At 62.8% G+C, this 16,923-nt stretch carries 15 protein-coding genes; 4 read left to right on the top strand and 11 right to left on the bottom strand.

What is annotated here, in order from left to right:
• Nucleotides 1–85: 85 nt before the first annotated feature.
• Together SMD31_RS17275 and SMD31_RS17270 are read left to right on the top strand one after the other, a co-directional pair.
• Entirely contained in the window at nt 86–352 is a 267-nt protein-coding gene (locus SMD31_RS17275; RefSeq protein ID WP_320502171.1) for a DUF1488 family protein, read from the top strand.
• Nucleotides 353–610: 258 nt separating this feature from the next.
• Complete coding sequence (locus SMD31_RS17270; RefSeq protein ID WP_320502170.1) at nt 611–1,666, top strand: sensor domain-containing diguanylate cyclase; 1,056 nt, start codon at nt 611–613, stop codon at nt 1,664–1,666.
• Here SMD31_RS17270 and SMD31_RS17265 read toward each other — a convergent pair.
• The 10 genes from SMD31_RS17265 to SMD31_RS17220 all read right to left on the bottom strand — a co-directional run bounded on the left by SMD31_RS17265 (nt 1,663) and on the right by SMD31_RS17220 (nt 13,463).
• Nucleotides 1,663–2,373, bottom strand: a complete 711-nt coding sequence (locus tag SMD31_RS17265; RefSeq protein WP_320502169.1) for a response regulator transcription factor — start codon at nt 2,371–2,373, stop codon at nt 1,663–1,665. The two genes, SMD31_RS17270 and SMD31_RS17265, sit on opposite strands and share 4 nt — an antisense overlap.
• Nucleotides 2,370–5,057 carry a sensor histidine kinase KdpD gene (locus SMD31_RS17260; protein ID WP_320502168.1) on the bottom strand — a complete coding sequence of 896 codons (2,688 nt, stop codon included), beginning with the start codon at nt 5,055–5,057 and terminating at the stop codon, nt 2,370–2,372. The genes SMD31_RS17265 and SMD31_RS17260 overlap by 4 nt, the downstream gene beginning before the upstream one ends.
• A gap of 16 nt (nt 5,058–5,073) precedes the next feature.
• Complete coding sequence (kdpC, locus tag SMD31_RS17255; RefSeq protein ID WP_320502167.1) at nt 5,074–5,640, bottom strand: potassium-transporting ATPase subunit KdpC; 567 nt, start codon at nt 5,638–5,640, stop codon at nt 5,074–5,076.
• 11 nt (nt 5,641–5,651) lie between these two features.
• Nucleotides 5,652–7,700 carry a potassium-transporting ATPase subunit KdpB gene (gene kdpB / locus SMD31_RS17250; protein ID WP_320502166.1) on the bottom strand — a complete coding sequence of 683 codons (2,049 nt, stop codon included), beginning with the start codon at nt 7,698–7,700 and terminating at the stop codon, nt 5,652–5,654.
• Between the two features lie 12 nt (nt 7,701–7,712).
• Nucleotides 7,713–9,440: a potassium-transporting ATPase subunit KdpA gene (gene kdpA / locus SMD31_RS17245; protein WP_320502165.1), complete on the bottom strand. Its 1,728-nt coding sequence runs from the start codon at nt 9,438–9,440 to the stop codon at nt 7,713–7,715.
• 28 nt (nt 9,441–9,468) lie between these two features.
• Entirely contained in the window at nt 9,469–9,558 is a 90-nt protein-coding gene (locus tag SMD31_RS17240) for a potassium-transporting ATPase subunit F (RefSeq protein WP_320502164.1), read from the bottom strand.
• A gap of 216 nt (nt 9,559–9,774) precedes the next feature.
• The gene (locus tag SMD31_RS17235; protein ID WP_320502163.1) at nt 9,775–10,032 is read right to left on the bottom strand and encodes a hypothetical protein; all 258 of its coding nucleotides are present in this window, start codon (nt 10,030–10,032) and stop codon (nt 9,775–9,777) included.
• Nucleotides 10,033–10,262: 230 nt separating this feature from the next.
• Entirely contained in the window at nt 10,263–11,432 is a 1,170-nt protein-coding gene (locus SMD31_RS17230; RefSeq protein ID WP_320502162.1) for a Gfo/Idh/MocA family protein, read from the bottom strand.
• A 79-nt stretch (nt 11,433–11,511) separates the two neighbouring features.
• Nucleotides 11,512–12,483 carry a rhizopine catabolism ABC transporter substrate-binding protein gene (locus SMD31_RS17225; RefSeq protein ID WP_320502161.1) on the bottom strand — a complete coding sequence of 324 codons (972 nt, stop codon included), beginning with the start codon at nt 12,481–12,483 and terminating at the stop codon, nt 11,512–11,514.
• Nucleotides 12,484–12,566: 83 nt separating this feature from the next.
• Nucleotides 12,567–13,463, bottom strand: a complete 897-nt coding sequence (locus SMD31_RS17220) for a polysaccharide deacetylase family protein (protein WP_320502160.1) — start codon at nt 13,461–13,463, stop codon at nt 12,567–12,569.
• 216 nt (nt 13,464–13,679) lie between these two features.
• Here SMD31_RS17220 and SMD31_RS17215 point away from each other — a divergent pair, with 216 nt between their 5' ends.
• Complete coding sequence (locus tag SMD31_RS17215; protein ID WP_320502159.1) at nt 13,680–14,531, top strand: MurR/RpiR family transcriptional regulator; 852 nt, start codon at nt 13,680–13,682, stop codon at nt 14,529–14,531.
• Here SMD31_RS17215 and SMD31_RS17210 read toward each other — a convergent pair.
• The gene (locus SMD31_RS17210; protein ID WP_320502158.1) at nt 14,497–15,588 is read right to left on the bottom strand and encodes a Gfo/Idh/MocA family protein; all 1,092 of its coding nucleotides are present in this window, start codon (nt 15,586–15,588) and stop codon (nt 14,497–14,499) included. The genes SMD31_RS17215 and SMD31_RS17210 overlap by 35 nt on opposite strands.
• Before the next feature lie 175 nt (nt 15,589–15,763).
• Between SMD31_RS17210 and SMD31_RS17205 the strand changes: the two genes are divergently transcribed.
• Nucleotides 15,764–16,918, top strand: coding sequence for an ABC transporter permease (locus tag SMD31_RS17205; protein WP_320502157.1), 1,155 nt, complete (start codon nt 15,764–15,766; stop codon nt 16,916–16,918).
• Nucleotides 16,919–16,923 lie beyond the last annotated feature (5 nt).

Here is a 16,923-nt window from a genome sequence, read left to right as displayed (position 1 = left end):
GATGGCGATGTGGGGCAACCTTCCTGGGAAATTATCGTTGGGTCGACGCGCCTGATCCAACTGCAGGACATGCAAAGAAAACGAAATGAAACTCAGCTTCCCCAATGTCAGTCGCAGTTATGATGCGCGACGCAAATGGATCCGCTTCTGGGCCTATGACAATGCGCTGGAGGTACCGTTTTTCCTCGCAGCCGATGCCTTGACCAAGTTGGTTCCCGGCGCCAGCGATGACGAAGTCAGCTTGCTGACTGTTTTCGATCAGCATCGGGATCGGATTTTTCGTGCCGCGGAGCGCGTCTATTCGCGCAACAGCAAAGGCTCCTATTTTCTCAAAGCCACCGACATGGCTTGACGTCGCCCAAAGTTGGTCGAATTTGAATGTCAGACATCGACGAAGATATGTGTGAGCGAGGTTCGGGCGTTTTTTTAAGATACATCTTTTGCTAGATATAACATCACCGCAGCTGCACGCGCTACGCGGCAGCCAAACCGGCCCATTTGACGATATTCTTGAGAGCCGGACTGCCAGGGGGGGCGGTGCAGCTGGCAACAAGGTGGGGCCAAGCGCTCCCGGCGGTCGATCTAAAGTCGTTAGCGTGGGTATGAGGGTATGTCGGACAGCTTGGTGTCTCAGATATCGACGGCGCTGGTCAGCGAAACATCGTTTGAGGGTCTGGTACGTCAGTTGCTCACCCTGCTCGAATTGGCGACCGACCTTGAATCCGCCTACCTCACCAGGATTGATCTCGACGCCAATAACCAGAGCGTCCTCTTTGCCCACAACAGCAAGCGCATGAAGATACCCGAAGGGCTTTCCGTGCCCTGGGGCGACACGCTGTGCAAGCGCGCGCTGGATGAGGGACGGGTCTATACCGAGGACGTGCCGCGCCGCTGGGGCGATTCCGATTCCGCGCGCGCTCTTGGCATCGTAACATATGTCAGCACGCCGGTCCGGCTGGACGATGGCTCGCTCTACGGCACGCTGTGTGCTGCCAGCACCGAGCAGAAGCCATTGACGCAGCGCGGCGAGGAAGTCCTGCGCCTCTTTGGCAAGCTCATCTCCCAGCACATCGAGAAGGAAAAGCTGGTCCAGGACCTGCAACAGGCCAATGAGGCGTTGCGGACCCATTCTTATGTCGACCCGCTGACCAAGCTGCCCAATCGCCGCGCGGTGATGGAAAATCTGCCGCGCCAGTTCGCGTTGGCGCGACGAAATCGCCAGTTCGTGATCGTCGCCTTCATCGACCTGGATGGCTTCAAGCAGATCAATGATCAATTCGGCCACAGTGCGGGCGACGCTTTTCTGACCGAGGTCGGTCATCGCCTGCAGGCCGGCATCCGGGCGGGTGATCTCTTGGGCCGGTGGGGCGGGGACGAGTTTATCGTTTCTGGACTCTGCCTCGGTGAGTCGGCTGAGGTTGTTGCCGCGATGCGGGAGCGGTTGCACAACGCGCTGCAACGTCGCTACCGACTACCGCGGGTCGCGCTGGACTATCTTGGTGCCAGTGTCGGCATCATCGTTGTCGATGCGGGAGCCTCCACACCCGAACAGGCGCTTCAGGATGCCGACGCAGCCATGTATCTTGACAAGAAGGAGCGCAAGGCCGGCAAGGCGCTGCCCTTTCATATTGCCCCATCGCAGCCGTCGCCGGTTTCCGGAAACTAGCGCGCCGCGTCAGTGCCGCTGCCGGGGTCGATGCGATATCCGACACCCGGCACCGTCAGAATGAGAACGGGTCGCTGCGGGTCGGCTTCGATCTTCTGGCGCAACTGCCGCACATAGACGCGCAGATATTCAATGTATTCGCCATGGCCCGGCCCCCAGACATGGGTCAGCGCCTGCTGATGCGTGATCACCTTGCCGGCATGCTCAGCCAGATAGACGAGCAGGTCGAACTCGCGGCGCGACAGTTTGACCGGCTGGCCGCCGCGCTTCACGTCGCGCGCCAGCACGTCGATGCTAATGTCGCCCACCTGCAGATGGGCCGATTGCCCCTGCTGTTGCAACCGGTGGCGCAGCGCCGCCCGAACCCGGGCCATGAACTCCTCGATGCCGAAGGGCTTGGTCACATAATCGTCGGCACCGTCGTCCAAAGCCGCGACCTTGCCCGCCTCGTCATCGCGCACCGACAGCACCACGATCGGCACCGGCGATCGCTGGCGGATGGCGCGGATCAGTTCGTGGCCGTCCATGTCGGGCAAGCCCAGGTCGACGACGACAAGGGCAAGGCGACTGTTATCCAATGCGGCAAGCCCTTCCTTGCCGGTGCCCGCTTCGACAACATGGAAGTCATGCGCCACCAGGCTGCTTTTGAGGAAACGCCGGATCGCCGGCTCGTCATCAATGATGAGAATTTCTTGCGGGCCGCTCACGACTGCACCTGAAGGCTGAGAGGAAGGCTGAGGGTGAAGATGGCGCCGCTACGATCCGTGCGGTTGCCGGCGGTGATGCTGCCGCCCATCGCCTCGGCAAAGCCACGGCAGATGGCAAGGCCGAGGCCGGTGCCGGCACGGCGGCGGTCGACGCCGCTCACGCGGAAGAAGCGGTCGAAGATGCGCTTGAGATCGCCGGCCGGAATACCCGGACCTTCATCGCGCACCACTACGTCGATCGATTGCGCCTGCCGCTTGATATCCAGCGTGATCTCGCTCCCCGGCGGCGCATATTTGGCGGCGTTATCGAGAAGGTTGACGAGAATCTGACCCGTCAGCGTCGCGTCGAGTGTCAGCAATGGCAAGTCTTCAGGTATATCGGTCCGGATCCGGTGTTGCGCCAAGATCGGTTTTGCCTGGTTAAGCGCCGTATCCGCTACTTCCGCGATGTCGGTCGGCTGGGCGACCGGCGCCAGTGCTCCGGCCTCCAGGCGCGTCATGTCGAGGATATTGCCGATGAAACGGTTGAGCCGCTCGGCCTCCTCCTGGGCCGTGCGCAGCAATTCCTCCCGCGTCGCGTCGGGGAATTTCTGCCACAGCGACCGAAGGCTCGAGACCGAGCCGATGATCGAAGCGAGCGGTGTGCGGAAATCATGCGAGATGGAGGTGAGGAGGGCGGTCCGGAGCTGCTCCGTCTCGCTCACCACCCGCGCCTTGTCGATATCCTGCATCAGGCTGATGCGCTCGATGGCGACGGCCGCCTGGTCGCACAGCGCATCGAGCAGCCGCTTCTGATCCGGCGTGAACATCGGGCCCGGCTCCTCGCGGTCGAGGCCCATGACGCCGATCTTGCCGCGCTCGGTGGCAAGCGGCAGAAAGAGGCGCCGCGCGCCCGGCAATGTCTCGGCCCCACGGCCGGCCGGCTTGCCGTGATCCCAGGCCCAGCGCGCGGCGGCAAGATCCGCCGCGTTGAGTTCGTCATCGGGCGGATAGCCGATCCGGACCGTGATCTCGCCGGTCTCCTCCGGCAGCAGCAGGATGACGTGGACCCGCAGCATCAGGGCGATCTGGTGAGCGACCGCCCAGAGGAGATCGTCCATCTCGCCGATTGCCGCGACCTTGCGGCTGAAATTGTAGAGGGCCGCGGTCGAGGCCGCGCGCTGGCGCGAGGCGCGGGCCTCGGCGCGCACCTTGGCGGTGAGATTGCTGGTGAGGATCGCCACCATCAGGAAGAAGAACAGCGCAATGACATTGGAAGGATCCGCCACCGTGAAGGTGTGGATCGGATCGAGGAAGAAATAGTTGTAGGCGAGCGTGCTCAGGATCGAGGCGAAGAGCGATGGCAGCAGCCCGTATTGCACGGCAGAGAACAGCACGGCCGCCAGGAACATCATCGAAATGTTCGGCAGGTCGATGAAATGGTCGATGCCAAGGCTGGCCAGGAGCGCCAGCCCCACGGTGATGGCGCTGCCGACATAGGGTGTCACGCTGAAGGGCGTTCCTGCGGCCGCGGTGTCGCCGGCGACAGCATCTTCCTTGACCGGCTGCCCGGCGACGACATGGATGCCGATATTGCCCGATTGCCGCACCAGATCGCGTGCCACCGAGCCATGCAGGAACTCGAACCAACGCGAACGATATGACTTGCCGATGATGATCTGGGTGATGTTGTTGGCCCGTGCATAGCCGATGAGGTCGCCGGCGATTGCGCTACCCGGCAAGGTCACGGCATCGCCGCCCAGCCGCTCTGCAAGCCGCAAGGCTTCGTCAACCCGGTCGCGTTCCTTTTCCGACAGGTGATGATAGCGCGTCGTCTCGACATGGATCGCCGCCCAGCGCGCCTGCAGCCGGTCCGCCGCGCGCTTGGCATAGCGCACCAGGCCGAACGACGCCGGATGCTCATTGATACAGACCAGCAGCCGCTCGCCCGCGGCCCAGGGCCCGGCGATGGCATGGGCCTGCATGTAATTCAGCATCTGGTCGTCGACCCGCTGCGCCGTGCGGCGCAAGGCCAGTTCGCGCAAGGCGGTCAGATTGCCTTCGGCGAAATAATGCTGCAGGGCGCGGTCGGCGGCATCGCCCAGATAGACCTTGCCTTCCTTCAACCGCTGGATCAGATCCTTGGGCGTGAGGTCGATGAGCTCGACCTCATCGGCGCGGTCGACGATGCGGTCGGGCAGCGTCTCACGCACGCGCACATGGGTGATCTGCGCCACCACGTCGTTGAGGCTTTCAAGGTGCTGGATGTTGAGCGTCGAATAGACGTCAATCCCTTGTGCCAGAAGCTCCTCGACATCCTGATAGCGCTTGGTGTGCCGGCTGCCCTCGGCATTGGTGTGCGCCAGTTCGTCGACCAGAACCAATTGGGGCCGCCTTGCCAGGATGGCATCGATATCCATTTCCGGCAGCGCGCGGCCGCGATAGGCGACAGACCGGCGCGGGATCAGCTCCAAACCATCGACCAGGGCCTCGGTTTCAACCCGTCCATGGGTCTCGACCACACCGATGACGACGTCGGCGCCTTCGTCCCGGCGCTTGCGTCCCGAGAGCAGCATTTCATAGGTCTTGCCGACGCCAGGGGCCGCCCCAAGGAAGATCTTGAGACGGCCCTGGTGCTCGCTCCTGGCCGATTGCAGCAAGGCATCGGCCGAGGGCCTGTTCAACGGATCGGGTGCCGAGGCCATCGGAAGATCAAATCCATCATTGGGCGGCCGCCTCATCGAGTGCCAGATTGAGCGTTAGCACATTGACGCGCGGCTCGCCAAGAAAACCAAAGGTTCGTCCCGTGATATGGGCATCGACCAGCGTCTTGACCACGTCTTCCGAAAGGCCCCGCGCCTGGGCAACGCGGGCCACCTGGAAATAGGCGCTAGCCGGGGTGATATCGGGATCGAGCCCACTGCCCGAAGCGGTGACGAGGTCGACCGGCACCGGCGTGCCATCCTGCGCCTCGGCCTTGGCCGCTGCACCAACTCGCTCGATCAACGCCTTGGAGGTCGGGCCGAGATTCGAGCCGGAGGAGGCCGCGGCATCATAGCCGTCAGCACCCGCGGCCGAGGGGCGGCTGTGGAAGTATGTAGCACCCGCGAATTTCTGGCCGATCAGGCTGGAGCCGATCACTTGCTCGTTGCGGATGATGAGGCTGCCACGGGCCTTGTCCGGAAAGGCGAGGCTGGCCATGCCGGTGACGGCCAGCGGATAGGCAAGGCCAGTGATGAGGGTGAGGAAGACCAGCATTAGCAAGGCCGGCCGCAATTGGGTCAACATAAGAACCTCCGTCAGATGATATGGAGCGTGGTCAGGGCCAGATCGATGGCTTTGATGCCGATGAACGGCACCACCAATCCCCCCAACCCATAGATGGCAAGATTGCTGGCCAGCAGCGACCCGGCGCTTTTGGCCTGATAACGCACGCCCTTCAGTGACAGCGGAATGAGCGCCACGATGATCAGTGCGTTGAAGATCGTCGCCGACAGGATGGCGCTTTCCGGCGTGGCGAGCCCCATCACGTTCAAGATCCCGAGTTGCGGATAGAAGGCCGCGAACATCGCCGGGATGATGGCGAAATACTTCGCCACATCGTTGGCGATCGAGAAGGTGGTCAAGGCACCGCGCGTCATCAACAGCTGCTTGCCGATCATGACGATCTCGATGAGCTTGGTGGGGTTGCTGTCGAGATCGACCATGTTGCCGGCCTCGCGTGCGGCCTGGGTGCCGGTCTGCATCGCCACACCGACATCCGCTTGGGCAAGTGCCGGCGCGTCATTGGTGCCGTCGCCGCACATGGCGACCAGCTTGCCCTTGGCCTGCTCATCGCGGATGAGCTTCAGTTTAGTTTCCGGCGTCGCCTGCGCGAGGAAATCGTCGACACCGGCTTCGGCCGCGATGGCCGCTGCCGTCAGCGGATTGTCGCCGGTGATCATCACCGTGCGGATACCCATGCGGCGCAGTTCCTGGAAGCGCTCGCGGATGCCACCCTTCACCACGTCCTTCAGGTGAATGACGCCGAGGACGCGATCGCCATCGGCGACAGCCAGCGGCGTGCCGCCCGATTTGGCGATCCGCTCGCTGATCTCGGTCAGTTCCGGGGTGACGGCGCCGGCACCCTTTTGCGCCTTGACGAAGTCGATGACGGCATCGACAGCACCCTTGCGAATGCGGTGGCCGTCGACATCGACGCCGCTCATGCGCGTCTGTGCCGTGAAGGGCACGAAGGTTGCGTGCATAGGTGCCATCTCGCGCCCGCGCAGGCCATACTTCTCCTTGGCCAGCACGACGATGGAGCGGCCTTCCGGCGTCTCGTCGCTGAAGGAGGACAATTGCGCCGCATTGGCCAGTTCCTCGGGCGTCACGCCCGAGACCGGCAGGAACTCGGCGGCAAGGCGGTTGCCGAGCGTGATCGTGCCGGTCTTGTCGAGCAGCAGCGTATCGACGTCGCCCGCGGCTTCGACCGCGCGGCCGGACATCGAGAGCACGTTGAACTTCACCAGCCGGTCCATGCCGGCAATGCCGATCGCCGAGAGGAGGGCGCCGATCGTGGTGGGGATCAGCGTCACAAAGAGTGCGATGAGGACGATCACCGACACCGTGCCGCCGGCATATTTGGCAAAGCTCGGGATAGAGGCGACGGCAAAGAGGAAGATCAGTGTCATGCCAGCGAGCAGGATATTGAGCGCCACCTCATTGGGCGTCTTCTGTCGCTTCGCCCCCTCGACCAGACCGATCATGCGGTCGAGGAAGGTCGACCCCTGCGCCGCTGTGATCCTCACCTTGATCTCGTCGGAGAGAACACGCGTGCCGCCGGTCACCGCCGAGCGGTCGCCGCCGCTTTCGCGGATGACGGGGGCCGATTCACCGGTGATCGCCGATTCATCGACTGAGGCGATGCCTTCGATCACCTCGCCATCGCCGGGGATAAGGTCGCCGGTCTCGACCAGCACCACATCGCCGGGCTGCAGCGACAGGGCGGAGACGATGTCATAGCCCTGGGTCTTGGCGCCGAGCTTCTTGGCCGTCGCATTGATGCGCGACTTCCGGAGCGCATCGGCCTGCGCCTTGCCGCGGCCTTCCGCCACCGCCTCGGCGAAATTGGCAAAAAGCACGGTGATCCACAGCCAGGCGACGATCTGCCCGGCAAAGGACGTGCCGGTGCCGGTGACGAGGTCGCGGATGAAGAGGATGGTGGCGATGACCGCCACCAACTCGACCGCCAGCATCACCGGGTTGGTATAAAGCTGGCGCGGGTCCAGCTTGCGGAAGGCTGCTTTTGCGGCATCTCCCAAAATCCGGCCGTCGAGCAAAGTTGCTTTACGCGATGAGGTCGTCATTTCTTTTCTTCCTTAGAACAACTGGCCGGATTGCATCATCAGATGCTCGACCACCGGACCCAACGCCAGGGCCGGGAAATAGGTGAGGCCGCCCACGATCAACACCACGCCCACCAGCAGCACGATGAAGAGCAGGCCGTGGGTGGGGAAGGTGCCGGCGCTGGCCGCCGCCGATTTCTTGGCAGCGAGCGATCCGGCAATCGCCAAGGTCGGCAGGATCACGAAGAAGCGGCCGATGAACATGGCGATGGCGCCGGTCACGTTGTAGAAGGGCGTGTTGCCGGTGAAGCCGCCAAAGGCGCTGCCGTTATTGGCGGCACTCGAGGTATAGAGGTAGAAGATCTCCGAGAAGCCGTGCGGGCCGCCGTCCTGGACGCTCTTCAGCGCTTCCGGCAGGACGGTGGCGATCGCCGAGAAGCCCAGCACCACCAGCGGAATGCAGAGGATGGCAAGCACGGTCATCTTCACCTCGCGCGCCTCGATCTTCTTCCCCACATATTCCGGCGTGCGGCCGACCATCAACCCGGCGATGAACACCGCCATGATGCAGAAGAGCAGCATGCCATAGAGGCCGGCACCGACGCCGCCGATGATGACTTCGCCCAGCAGCATGTTGACCATCGGGATCATCCCGCCCAGCGCCGTGAAGCTGTCATGCATCGCATTGACCGCACCGCAGGACGCTGCCGTCGTGATGACGGCGAACAGGGATGAGTTGGCGATGCCGAAGCGCACCTCCTTCCCCTCCATATTGCCGCCGCTCTGCAGCAAGCCAGCGGATTGGTCGATGTTGAAGGCGGCAAGGGCCGGGTTGCCGGCGGCTTCGGCCCAATAACAGATGCCGACACCCAGCAGGAACAGGACACCCATCGCGGTGAAGATCGCCCAGCCCTGGCGCTGGTCCCCCGCCATGCGGCCAAAGACATTGGTGAGGCCGGCGCCGATCGCAAAGATCGCCACCATCTGCACGAAGTTGGAGAGCGCGGTCGGGTTCTCGTAAGGATGCGCCGCATTGGCGTTGAAGAAGCCACCGCCATTGGTGCCCAGCATCTTGATGGCGACCTGGCTTGCGACCGGACCTTGCGCGATCGTCTGCTGCGCACCTTCCAAAGTGGTGGCCTGCACATAGGCGTCGAAATTCTGCGGCATGCCCTGGGTCACCAGGAACAAGGCGATGACGACGGAGAGCGGCAGCAGGATGTAGAGCGTCGCCCGGGTCATATCGACCCAGAAATTGCCGATTCCGCTGGCCGAGCGCCGCGTGAAGCCGCGAATGAGGGCGACGGCCAGCGCAATGCCGGTGGCCGCCGACAGAAAGTTCTGCACGGTCAGGCCGGCCATCTGCGTCAGATAGCTCATCGTCGCCTCGCCGGCATAGTTCTGCCAGTTGGTGTTGGTGACGAAGGAAATCGCCGTATTGAGGCTGAGATCGGCGGGGACCGCCGCCATCCCTTGCGGGTTGAGCGGCAGCAGGTGCTGAAGGCGCATCAATGCATAGAGGAGGACGAAGCCGGCGCCATTGAACAACAACATGGCGATGGCATAGACCGACCAGTGCTGATCCTCGCGCGGATTGACACCGCAAAGGCGATAGAGGCCGCGCTCGACGGGGCGCAGCACGGGGGAAAGGAAAGTGGTTTCGCCGGCAAAGAGCCGGGTCATGAAAGCGCCGAGAGGTTTCGTCAGCGCAATGATGACGACGCAGAACAGCGCGATCTGCAAGAGACCGTTGGCAGTCATTTTATCACCGATTTCAGAGTTTCTCGGGTCAAAGCTTCTCTGGCCAGATGACCGCGAAGGTCATGTAGCCTAGGAGAGCAAGGACGGCGGCACCGCCCAGCAGATAGTCGAAGATCATGGCGGGGGCCTCTTCAGATATGGGCGCAGGCGCGCGCATAGAAGCCGGCGGCAAGGAACAGCCCCGCCGCCACTGCCGTATAGAAAAGGTCAATCATGGGTCATCCCATCCGTTATGAGGCTGCCACTGGAATAAGGCCGGCAGCCGTAAAAATTCGAGACGGGATTGGGGATCGCCCCATAAAGGGAGCATAAAAAATCGGCCGGAGTCGGCCGATTAGTGCGGGATAGCGGGATTCGTGGGAGTCGGCCGCCCGGCCGCCTTGGCCCGCTCCAACTGCTCGATCATCAGGGAGAGGCGATCCCCTTCGATAATGAGGGGCAATAGGCGGTCAGTCATTTCCGGCTGGCCGGCATAAAGGTCAATGCGGGCCTGCACGATCTGCCATGTGGTCCGCAGACGCTCGATCTCGGCCGCAATCGCCGCGCGGCGCGCTTTAGCGATCTTCCCGGACTCACCTTGGGTCCCATCCATCGCCCGGTACTCCCATCGACCCGATCAAATGAAACAATCGGAAGCGAGGCAGAGTTCCCGCAACGGGCTCTTTTTGGCGTTTCCTGGGTTTTAGAGTTTCGGAGTTTGACGGGGGCGTTCTTATCTTGTCATGCCCGCGAAAGCGGGCATCCATGGTTCGTGCGGCCGCATGGATGGATTCCCGCTTTCGCGGGAATGACAAAAACGATTCCAAGTCACCTTTGAACGCATCAGAGATCGACCCAGCTGCCGCTCTTGGCGGAGGCGACGATGCCGTGCAGGACTTTTTCAATGGTGAGGGCTTCGGGGATGCTGGGATGCAGCTTGTGCTTGCCGGCAATTCCGTCCAGCAGATGCGCCACCTCGATGATCTTCAAATCGTTGAAGCCGATCCCGTGGCCCTTGGCCGGCGTGAACTTGCCATAAAACGGGTGTTCCGGCCCGATCGGGATGCGGCGATAGCCATTGGCGGCCGGGTCGTCGCTGCGCTTGGTATAAAGCTGCAACTCATTCATGCGCTCATGGTCGAGCAGGATCGAGCCTTCGCTGCCGAAAATCTCGAAGGCCAGATGCGCCTTGCGCCCCCAATGCGACCGGCTGGTGATGAGCGTGCCCATGGCGCCGTTCCTGAACTGCACCAGCGCATGGGCCGTGTCTTCGTTCTCGACCTTGCGCAATTCGCCTGTGACCGGCGCCGCCGAGCCGTCGCGCTTCTCGGTACCGTCGCCTGCCGCCGGCACTGGCCGCTTCTCGATGAAGGTCTTCTGATCTGCCACGACGCGCGCAATTGGCCCCACCAGGTCGACGGCGACACTGACCAGATGCGAGGCGAGATCGCCCAGCGCCCCGAATCCCGCGGCATCCAGGCGGCAGCGCCAGGAGAAGGGCGTCGCCGCATCCGCCATATAGTCTTCGTCGCAAATGCCGTGGAAATAGGTGACATGACCGATGGCGCCCTCGGCGATCAGCTTCTGCGCATAGGCGATGGCGGGCGAGCGGAGATAGTTGTAGCCGACCAGGCTCTGGCCCGCGGATGCCGCCGCTGCCGCGGCCATGGCTTCGGCGGATTTGAGATCGGCCGACAGGGGTTTTTCGCAATAGACATGCTTGCCGGCCTTCGCCGCCGCGATGGCGATATCGGCATGCAGCGCATTGGGCGTTGTGATGGCGACCAGCTCGACTTCGGGGTCAGACACCAGCTCCTGCCAGGAGCCATAGGATCTGGCAAAACCGAAACGCGCGGCGGTGGCCTTGGCAGCCGCCGCATTGATGTCGGCGATCGCCACCAGCCGTGCCCCAATTTCGGTGCCGAAGATCAGCGGCGCCGATTGGAACGCCATGGCATGGGCCTGGCCCATGAATCCGGTGCCGACGATGCCGATGCCGATCGCGCGAGACATGAAGTGATCCTCAAAATTTTCAAGAAAAAACCGGCGAGCCAAACCCGCCCGCCGGTCATGACAAGTCCGAGATGGCCCTTTAGCGGATGCCCTGCTTGGAAAGATCCAGCACCTTGGCGGCATCGGCCTTGGTCACGAAGGCCGGGCCGGTGCGCACGGCATCGGTCGGGAAGGTGCCGTACATCGCCTTGGTGGTCAGGAACACGACCGGCAGATAGCCCATCATGTATTGCTGATTGTCGATGCCGAACATCATCTCGCCCTTGTCGATGGCGGTCAGGACATCCGGCGACAGGTCGAAGGTGCCGACCTTCATATTCGACAGCGTGCCGAGGTCACGCAGGCGGTTGAGGATCGGCGAGGCGACGGTTGGCCCGAGGGTCAGGAGACCCGTCGTCTCCGGATGCGACGACAGATACGCCTCGACGCGGCCGGCAGATTCCGTGGGATCCATCGTTGCCGCGACAACTTCGACCTTGCCGCCGCTTTCCGCCAAGCCATCGGTGTAGCCCTGGCAGCGCTTATCCAAGCTGACATTGCCGACTTCGTGGTTGACGCAGATGCCGCCCTTGACGCCGGCAGCGCCCATCATCTCGCCGGCCTTCTTGCCGTTGTCATATTCGGAACCGCCGCCGACCCAGAGGTCGAGGCCCCATTCCTTGATCTGCTCTTCGCCGCTATCGACGACGATGACCGGAATGCCGGCATCCTTGGCACTGGTAATCGATTTCTTCAGTGCCGCGGCATCGGGGATGGAAACGACCAGGCCATCGGGCTTCGAGGCCACGGCGGCGTCAATCATCTGCGCCATCTGCACCACGTCCCAGACCTCCGGGGCGTGATATTCAACCTGCGCACCCATGGCCTTGGCGGCCGCCTGCATGCCGTTCTTCACCACCGACCAGTAGACGTCGTTGGCCTGGCCATGCGTGACGAAGACGATGCGGACGTCCTTGGCTTCCTTGGCCTGGGCGAGTGCATCGCCGGCCCACAGCAAGGATGCGGCCATCGATGCTGCCGTGATGACGGATTTCAATCCAAACCTTTTCATTTCAGCCTCCCTATTCTTTCTCTCTGCGTTGATTGGTGTCGTTACGCTGTTTGGTCTCCTTGAACATAATCTTGGTGCCAGGCTTAGTGCCGGGTCGCGGCCTGCTTCCGCTTCTCCGCGCGCAAGGCATCGCGGAAAGCCCGCATGCCCAGCAGCGCGCAATCGGCCAGAAGCGGCCCGGTGAAGTTGTTGTCCTGGAACAGGGCGAATTCCTCGGTGCGGATATGCGCCGAGCCCGGCTCGATCACCTCGATCTCGCCCGGGGCGTTGAAATGGAGGGCGAGGAAATTGAGCCCCGGCTTCATCCGCGCCATCAACTCGGCATAGGCCGCTTGCGCCGTGTCCTGGCGCACCCAGGGTGTTTCCAGGACCTGGTCCGCCAGAGCGATCCCCGCTGCCTCGACCTTGGCGACCGCGCGGCCAAGCGGCGCCGTGTCACTGAGGTCGCCCAGATTGTGGCGCGGGTCATAATCGGCATAGGAGCGCGTCAGCAGCACCGGCAGCTGATAGTCCAGCGCCACCTTGGCGTAGGTCTCGACGAATTCCGGGCACAGCAAGGCACCCATATGGCTGTCGATATGGGTGACATCGATGCCTGCCGCCAGCGCCGTATCGATCTGGGCGCGAAGCTCCGCCTCCACCGCCTCCGGCGCTGCGCGGCGGCGCAATTCGCCGACCGTCTTCCAGCAATAGCCATCCGCATCGGCAAGGCCTGCAGCCCGGGTCGCCTTGGTCAGGGGCCGCCAGCGATAGAACGATTTTTCCGCGTTGAGCGTCAGGTGCACGCCGATATCGAGTTCTGGGTGCTTGGCCTGCATGTCGGCCATTTCCAGAAACCAGGGGCAGGGCACCATCACCGAACCCGAGGTGCAGACGCCGCGCTGCGACAGGTCCAGGAACGCCGCATTGGCGCCATGGCACATGCCAAGATCGTCCTCATGCACGACGACTTGTTTCACTGCTGCTTGTTGTGCAGGCATGGTCGATACGGTCTCCCTCCGCAGCGCAACCAACTCCCAGTTTTCGCCGTGGGTCTTTTGCCGCACTTGCGAAAACTTATTCTGTTGGCTGGACGATACAGAAATTTTGTTCCATTATCAACAGAGCTTTTAAGTATTCATTCTGGCGTCGATCCAGGCCCTTGATTTCACGCCTTGGCCACGGCACTAAGCCGGCGGGATCGGCAGGAGAGATGATTGGAACGCACCTACGAATCGCTGAAGCAGGAGATTGCCGAGCGGCATGACCAATTGCCCAAGCGCCTGCTGCAAATTGCGGAATTCACCATGGAGCAGCCGGATTTCGTGGCGCTCGAGACCGTGGCCAATATCGCCGACAAGGCGAAGGTGCAGCCTTCGAGCCTCATTCGCTTTGCCAAGCTCTTTGGCTTCGATGGCTTTTCCGACATGCAGCAGGTGTTCCGCTCGCGGCTCATCGACCGGGTGGTGAGCTATGGCGAGCGTATCCGCGCCGCTGAAAGCGATGATGTCGGCAATGCGGCATCGAACGGCGTCCTCGCTCAATTGATCAGCGCCGACAGCGCCTCGCTCGACCGTCTGGGCCGCGACGTGCCGGCAGCCGATCTCGAACGTGTCGCCGACATGCTGGCCGGCGCCCGTATCATCGGTGTCACGGCGCAGCGCCGGTCCTTCCCGGTCGCTGCCTATCTCTCTTATGCGCTGTCGCATCTCGGCCAGCGCGCCGTCCTGCTCGACAGCATCGGCGGCATGAGCGGCGAACAGGCGCGGCTCCTCTCCGGCGACGACGCGCTCATCGCCATCAGCTTCACGCCTTATGCCGCCGAAACGCTCTCCGTCGTCGGCCAAGCGAAGGCGCAAGGCGCCAAGATCATCGCCATCACCGATAAGGGCCTGAGCCCCCTGGTCTCGCTGGCCGACATCCGCTTCGAGGTGGAGGAGGCCCAGATCAAGGGCATCCGCTCGCTCACCGCCACGACCTGCCTCGCGGTGGCCCTGGTGCTGGCCCTCGGCCACCGCCTCGAAGCTGCCGCCCTCAAGCGGCAGCCAGCTTCCCGATCGAAGCGATAAGCGTCATATCGGTCTTCGCGTGCGCAATGCCGGTCTTCACCGGTGCGCCGCTCGTCACGGCCATGTGAAAGCCTTCCAGTTCGGCAATATAGGGCTCGGCAAAGCCGTCGCGCACTTCCGTCGTCTCATAACGCTGCCCATTGGAGCGCTGCACGATGAGGCGCGTCGGCTGGTGGTTGAGATAGGGTGCCGGGAACACCAGCTCGACGATGCGGTCGTCGAAATGCAGCGCCACCCGCTCGCGATATTCGGCGAGATGCGGCACGTTGATATGCACCATCTGCCACAGTGCCTGGTCGCCGCCCACCCGCATGGTGGCGCTGGCGCCCTCGGCCCCGGCAAAGACATGCGCGGCGCTGGCTTCGACCTGCTTGATCCCCAGATGCTCCAGGAAGCCATGCACCAGATTGACGTCATGCACCAGGCTTGAACAAAAGGCGCCGGTATAGCCGCGGAAGACGGCGCCGCTGATGGATTTGCCGAGCGCCGCCGTCACCTGCTTCTGCGTCTCGGCGCGACCTTCGGCGATCATCTCCGGCGTCACGTCATCGCTGGCACGGTAGAAATGATGCCCCATCTGGTAGCTGGCATCCGGCTCGGTCTTCTCGACCGAGATGTAGCGCAGCTTCGCGCCAAGACCCTCGATGAGGCCGAGGGCTGCCGCATAGCTTTGGTCGAAACGCTTCATATAGGCGACCTGCACGACCTTGCCCGCGGCTTTCTGCGCCGCGATCAACCTGTCGGCATCCTTGGGGTCGTAGCAGAGCGGCTTTTCCGCCAGCACATGCAGCCCGGCCGTCAGTGCCTTCTCGACGGCGCTCACATGGGCGAAATCGGGGGCGGCGATGAGGACGGCGTCAAGCTTGCGCTGCAACAGGGCGTCGAAACTGGGATCGGTCGCAACACCGAATCGGCTCTCCATGAAGCCGCGCGCCTTGGCCGACGGATCGGCAACCGCCACCAATTCGAACTTCTCCCGCAGATGCACCAGATTCGGCACATGCTCCACCTGGGCCACCATGCCGGCACCGAACACGCCAATACGCAAACGAGTCATCGCGATAGATCCTCTCCCAGCACTTTTGCGCAAAACGCGGCGCACGATTTTTGTTGAAATTTAGAAATTTTGTTCCATCATGGCCAGTAAATAGAAATGACTGCCGCAAATCAAGCGCCGCAATGAACGGTGCAGGTCTCATGAAACCAAGCGGCGGACAGGGGAGCAAGAGACGATGAGCCAGCAGGATCTTCCGGCAGCCCAGGCCGTACCCATCGAAGCCGGGGCGGCGCAACGGCCGGCGGTGCGCGACGAACGGGTGTTGAAGCAATCGCGCTGGCGTCAGTTGATGACCCGCCCCGAGATGGGCGCCATCGCTGGCACCATCCTGGTCTTCATCTTTTTCCTCGCCGTCGCTGGCGATTCCGGCATGTTCAGCGCCAAGGGCATGGTGAACTTCTTCGAAGTCTCCGCCCAGCTCGGCATCCTCGCCGCCATCGCTGCCCTCCTCATGATCGGTGGCGAATTCGACCTCTCCGTCGGCTCGATGATCGCCTTTTCCAGCATGGTCATCGCCATTCCGTCCATGGTCTGGGGCTGGCCGCTCTGGGCCTGTATCCTGCTGGCTTTCGCCCTGTCGGCCCTGGTCGGCTTCATCAACGGGCTCATCGTCGTGCGCACGGGCCTGCCGTCCTTCATCGTGACCCTGGCCGGTCTCTTCGTGCTGCGCGGCCTCACCCTGGCGCTCACCCGCGGCATCACCAACCGCACCCAGGTTTCCGGCGTCAACGAATTGGTGGCGACCGACCCCATCGGCCATTACTTCTCCGGGGTCGTCTTCGAAGACTTCTTCGTCTGGATGGGCAAGATGGGCTGGATCGCGACCCGGCCGGACGGTCTGCCGCTGGCGCAAGGCCTGCCGATCTCGGTCGTCTGGTGGATCGGCCTGACCGCGGTTGCCACCTGGATCCTTCTGCGCACGCGCTTTGGCAATTGGATCTTCGCCACCGGCGGCGATCCCGTGGCGGCGCGCAATGTCGGCGTGCCGGTGGCCCGCGTCAAAATCCTGCTCTTCATGGCGATGGCGATGACGGCAACACTCTTTGCCGCGATCCAGGTGCTCGATTCCGGTTCCGCCGACACGCTCCGTGGCACCCAGAAGGAGTTCGAGGCGATCATTGCCGTGGTGGTCGGCGGCACCTTGCTCACCGGCGGCTACGGCTCGGCGGTCGGTGCTTCCTTCGGCGCACTCATCTTCGGCACGGTGCAGATGGGCATCTTCTATACCGGCGTCGACACCGACTGGTTCAAGGTCTTCCTCGGCGTCATGGTGCTGGTGGCGGTGCTCTTCAACAACTACGTCCGCAAACGCGTGACGGGATCGCGGTGAGGTGA

Origin of the sequence: Dongia rigui (assembly GCF_034044635.1) — a bacterium.
Lineage (GTDB): Bacteria > Pseudomonadota > Alphaproteobacteria > Dongiales > Dongiaceae > Dongia > Dongia rigui.
Note: the sequence above shows the minus strand (reverse complement) of the source record. Positions and strands in the feature narration are given on the sequence as shown.

Bases quoted from the DNA above. Each gene is read 5' to 3' on its own strand.
- kdpC (WP_320502167.1), bottom strand. From the start codon at position 5,640: ATGTTGACCCAATTGCGGCCGGCCTTGCTAATGCTGGTCTTCCTCACC.
- SMD31_RS17210 (WP_320502158.1), bottom strand. From the start codon at position 15,588: ATGACTCGTTTGCGTATTGGCGTGTTCGGTGCCGGCATGGTGGCCCAG.
- SMD31_RS17230 (WP_320502162.1), bottom strand. From the start codon at position 11,432: ATGTCTCGCGCGATCGGCATCGGCATCGTCGGCACCGGATTCATGGGC.
- SMD31_RS17220 (WP_320502160.1), bottom strand. From the start codon at position 13,463: ATGCCTGCACAACAAGCAGCAGTGAAACAAGTCGTCGTGCATGAGGAC.
- SMD31_RS17235 (WP_320502163.1), bottom strand. From the start codon at position 10,032: ATGGATGGGACCCAAGGTGAGTCCGGGAAGATCGCTAAAGCGCGCCGC.
- kdpB (WP_320502166.1), bottom strand. From the start codon at position 7,700: ATGACGACCTCATCGCGTAAAGCAACTTTGCTCGACGGCCGGATTTTG.
- SMD31_RS17225 (WP_320502161.1), bottom strand. From the start codon at position 12,483: ATGAAAAGGTTTGGATTGAAATCCGTCATCACGGCAGCATCGATGGCC.
- SMD31_RS17260 (WP_320502168.1), bottom strand. From the start codon at position 5,057: ATGGCCTCGGCACCCGATCCGTTGAACAGGCCCTCGGCCGATGCCTTG.
- SMD31_RS17275 (WP_320502171.1), top strand. From the start codon at position 86: ATGAAACTCAGCTTCCCCAATGTCAGTCGCAGTTATGATGCGCGACGC.
- SMD31_RS17205 (WP_320502157.1), top strand. From the start codon at position 15,764: ATGAGCCAGCAGGATCTTCCGGCAGCCCAGGCCGTACCCATCGAAGCC.
- SMD31_RS17240 (WP_320502164.1), bottom strand. From the start codon at position 9,558: ATGATCTTCGACTATCTGCTGGGCGGTGCCGCCGTCCTTGCTCTCCTA.
- SMD31_RS17270 (WP_320502170.1), top strand. From the start codon at position 611: ATGTCGGACAGCTTGGTGTCTCAGATATCGACGGCGCTGGTCAGCGAA.
- kdpA (WP_320502165.1), bottom strand. From the start codon at position 9,440: ATGACTGCCAACGGTCTCTTGCAGATCGCGCTGTTCTGCGTCGTCATC.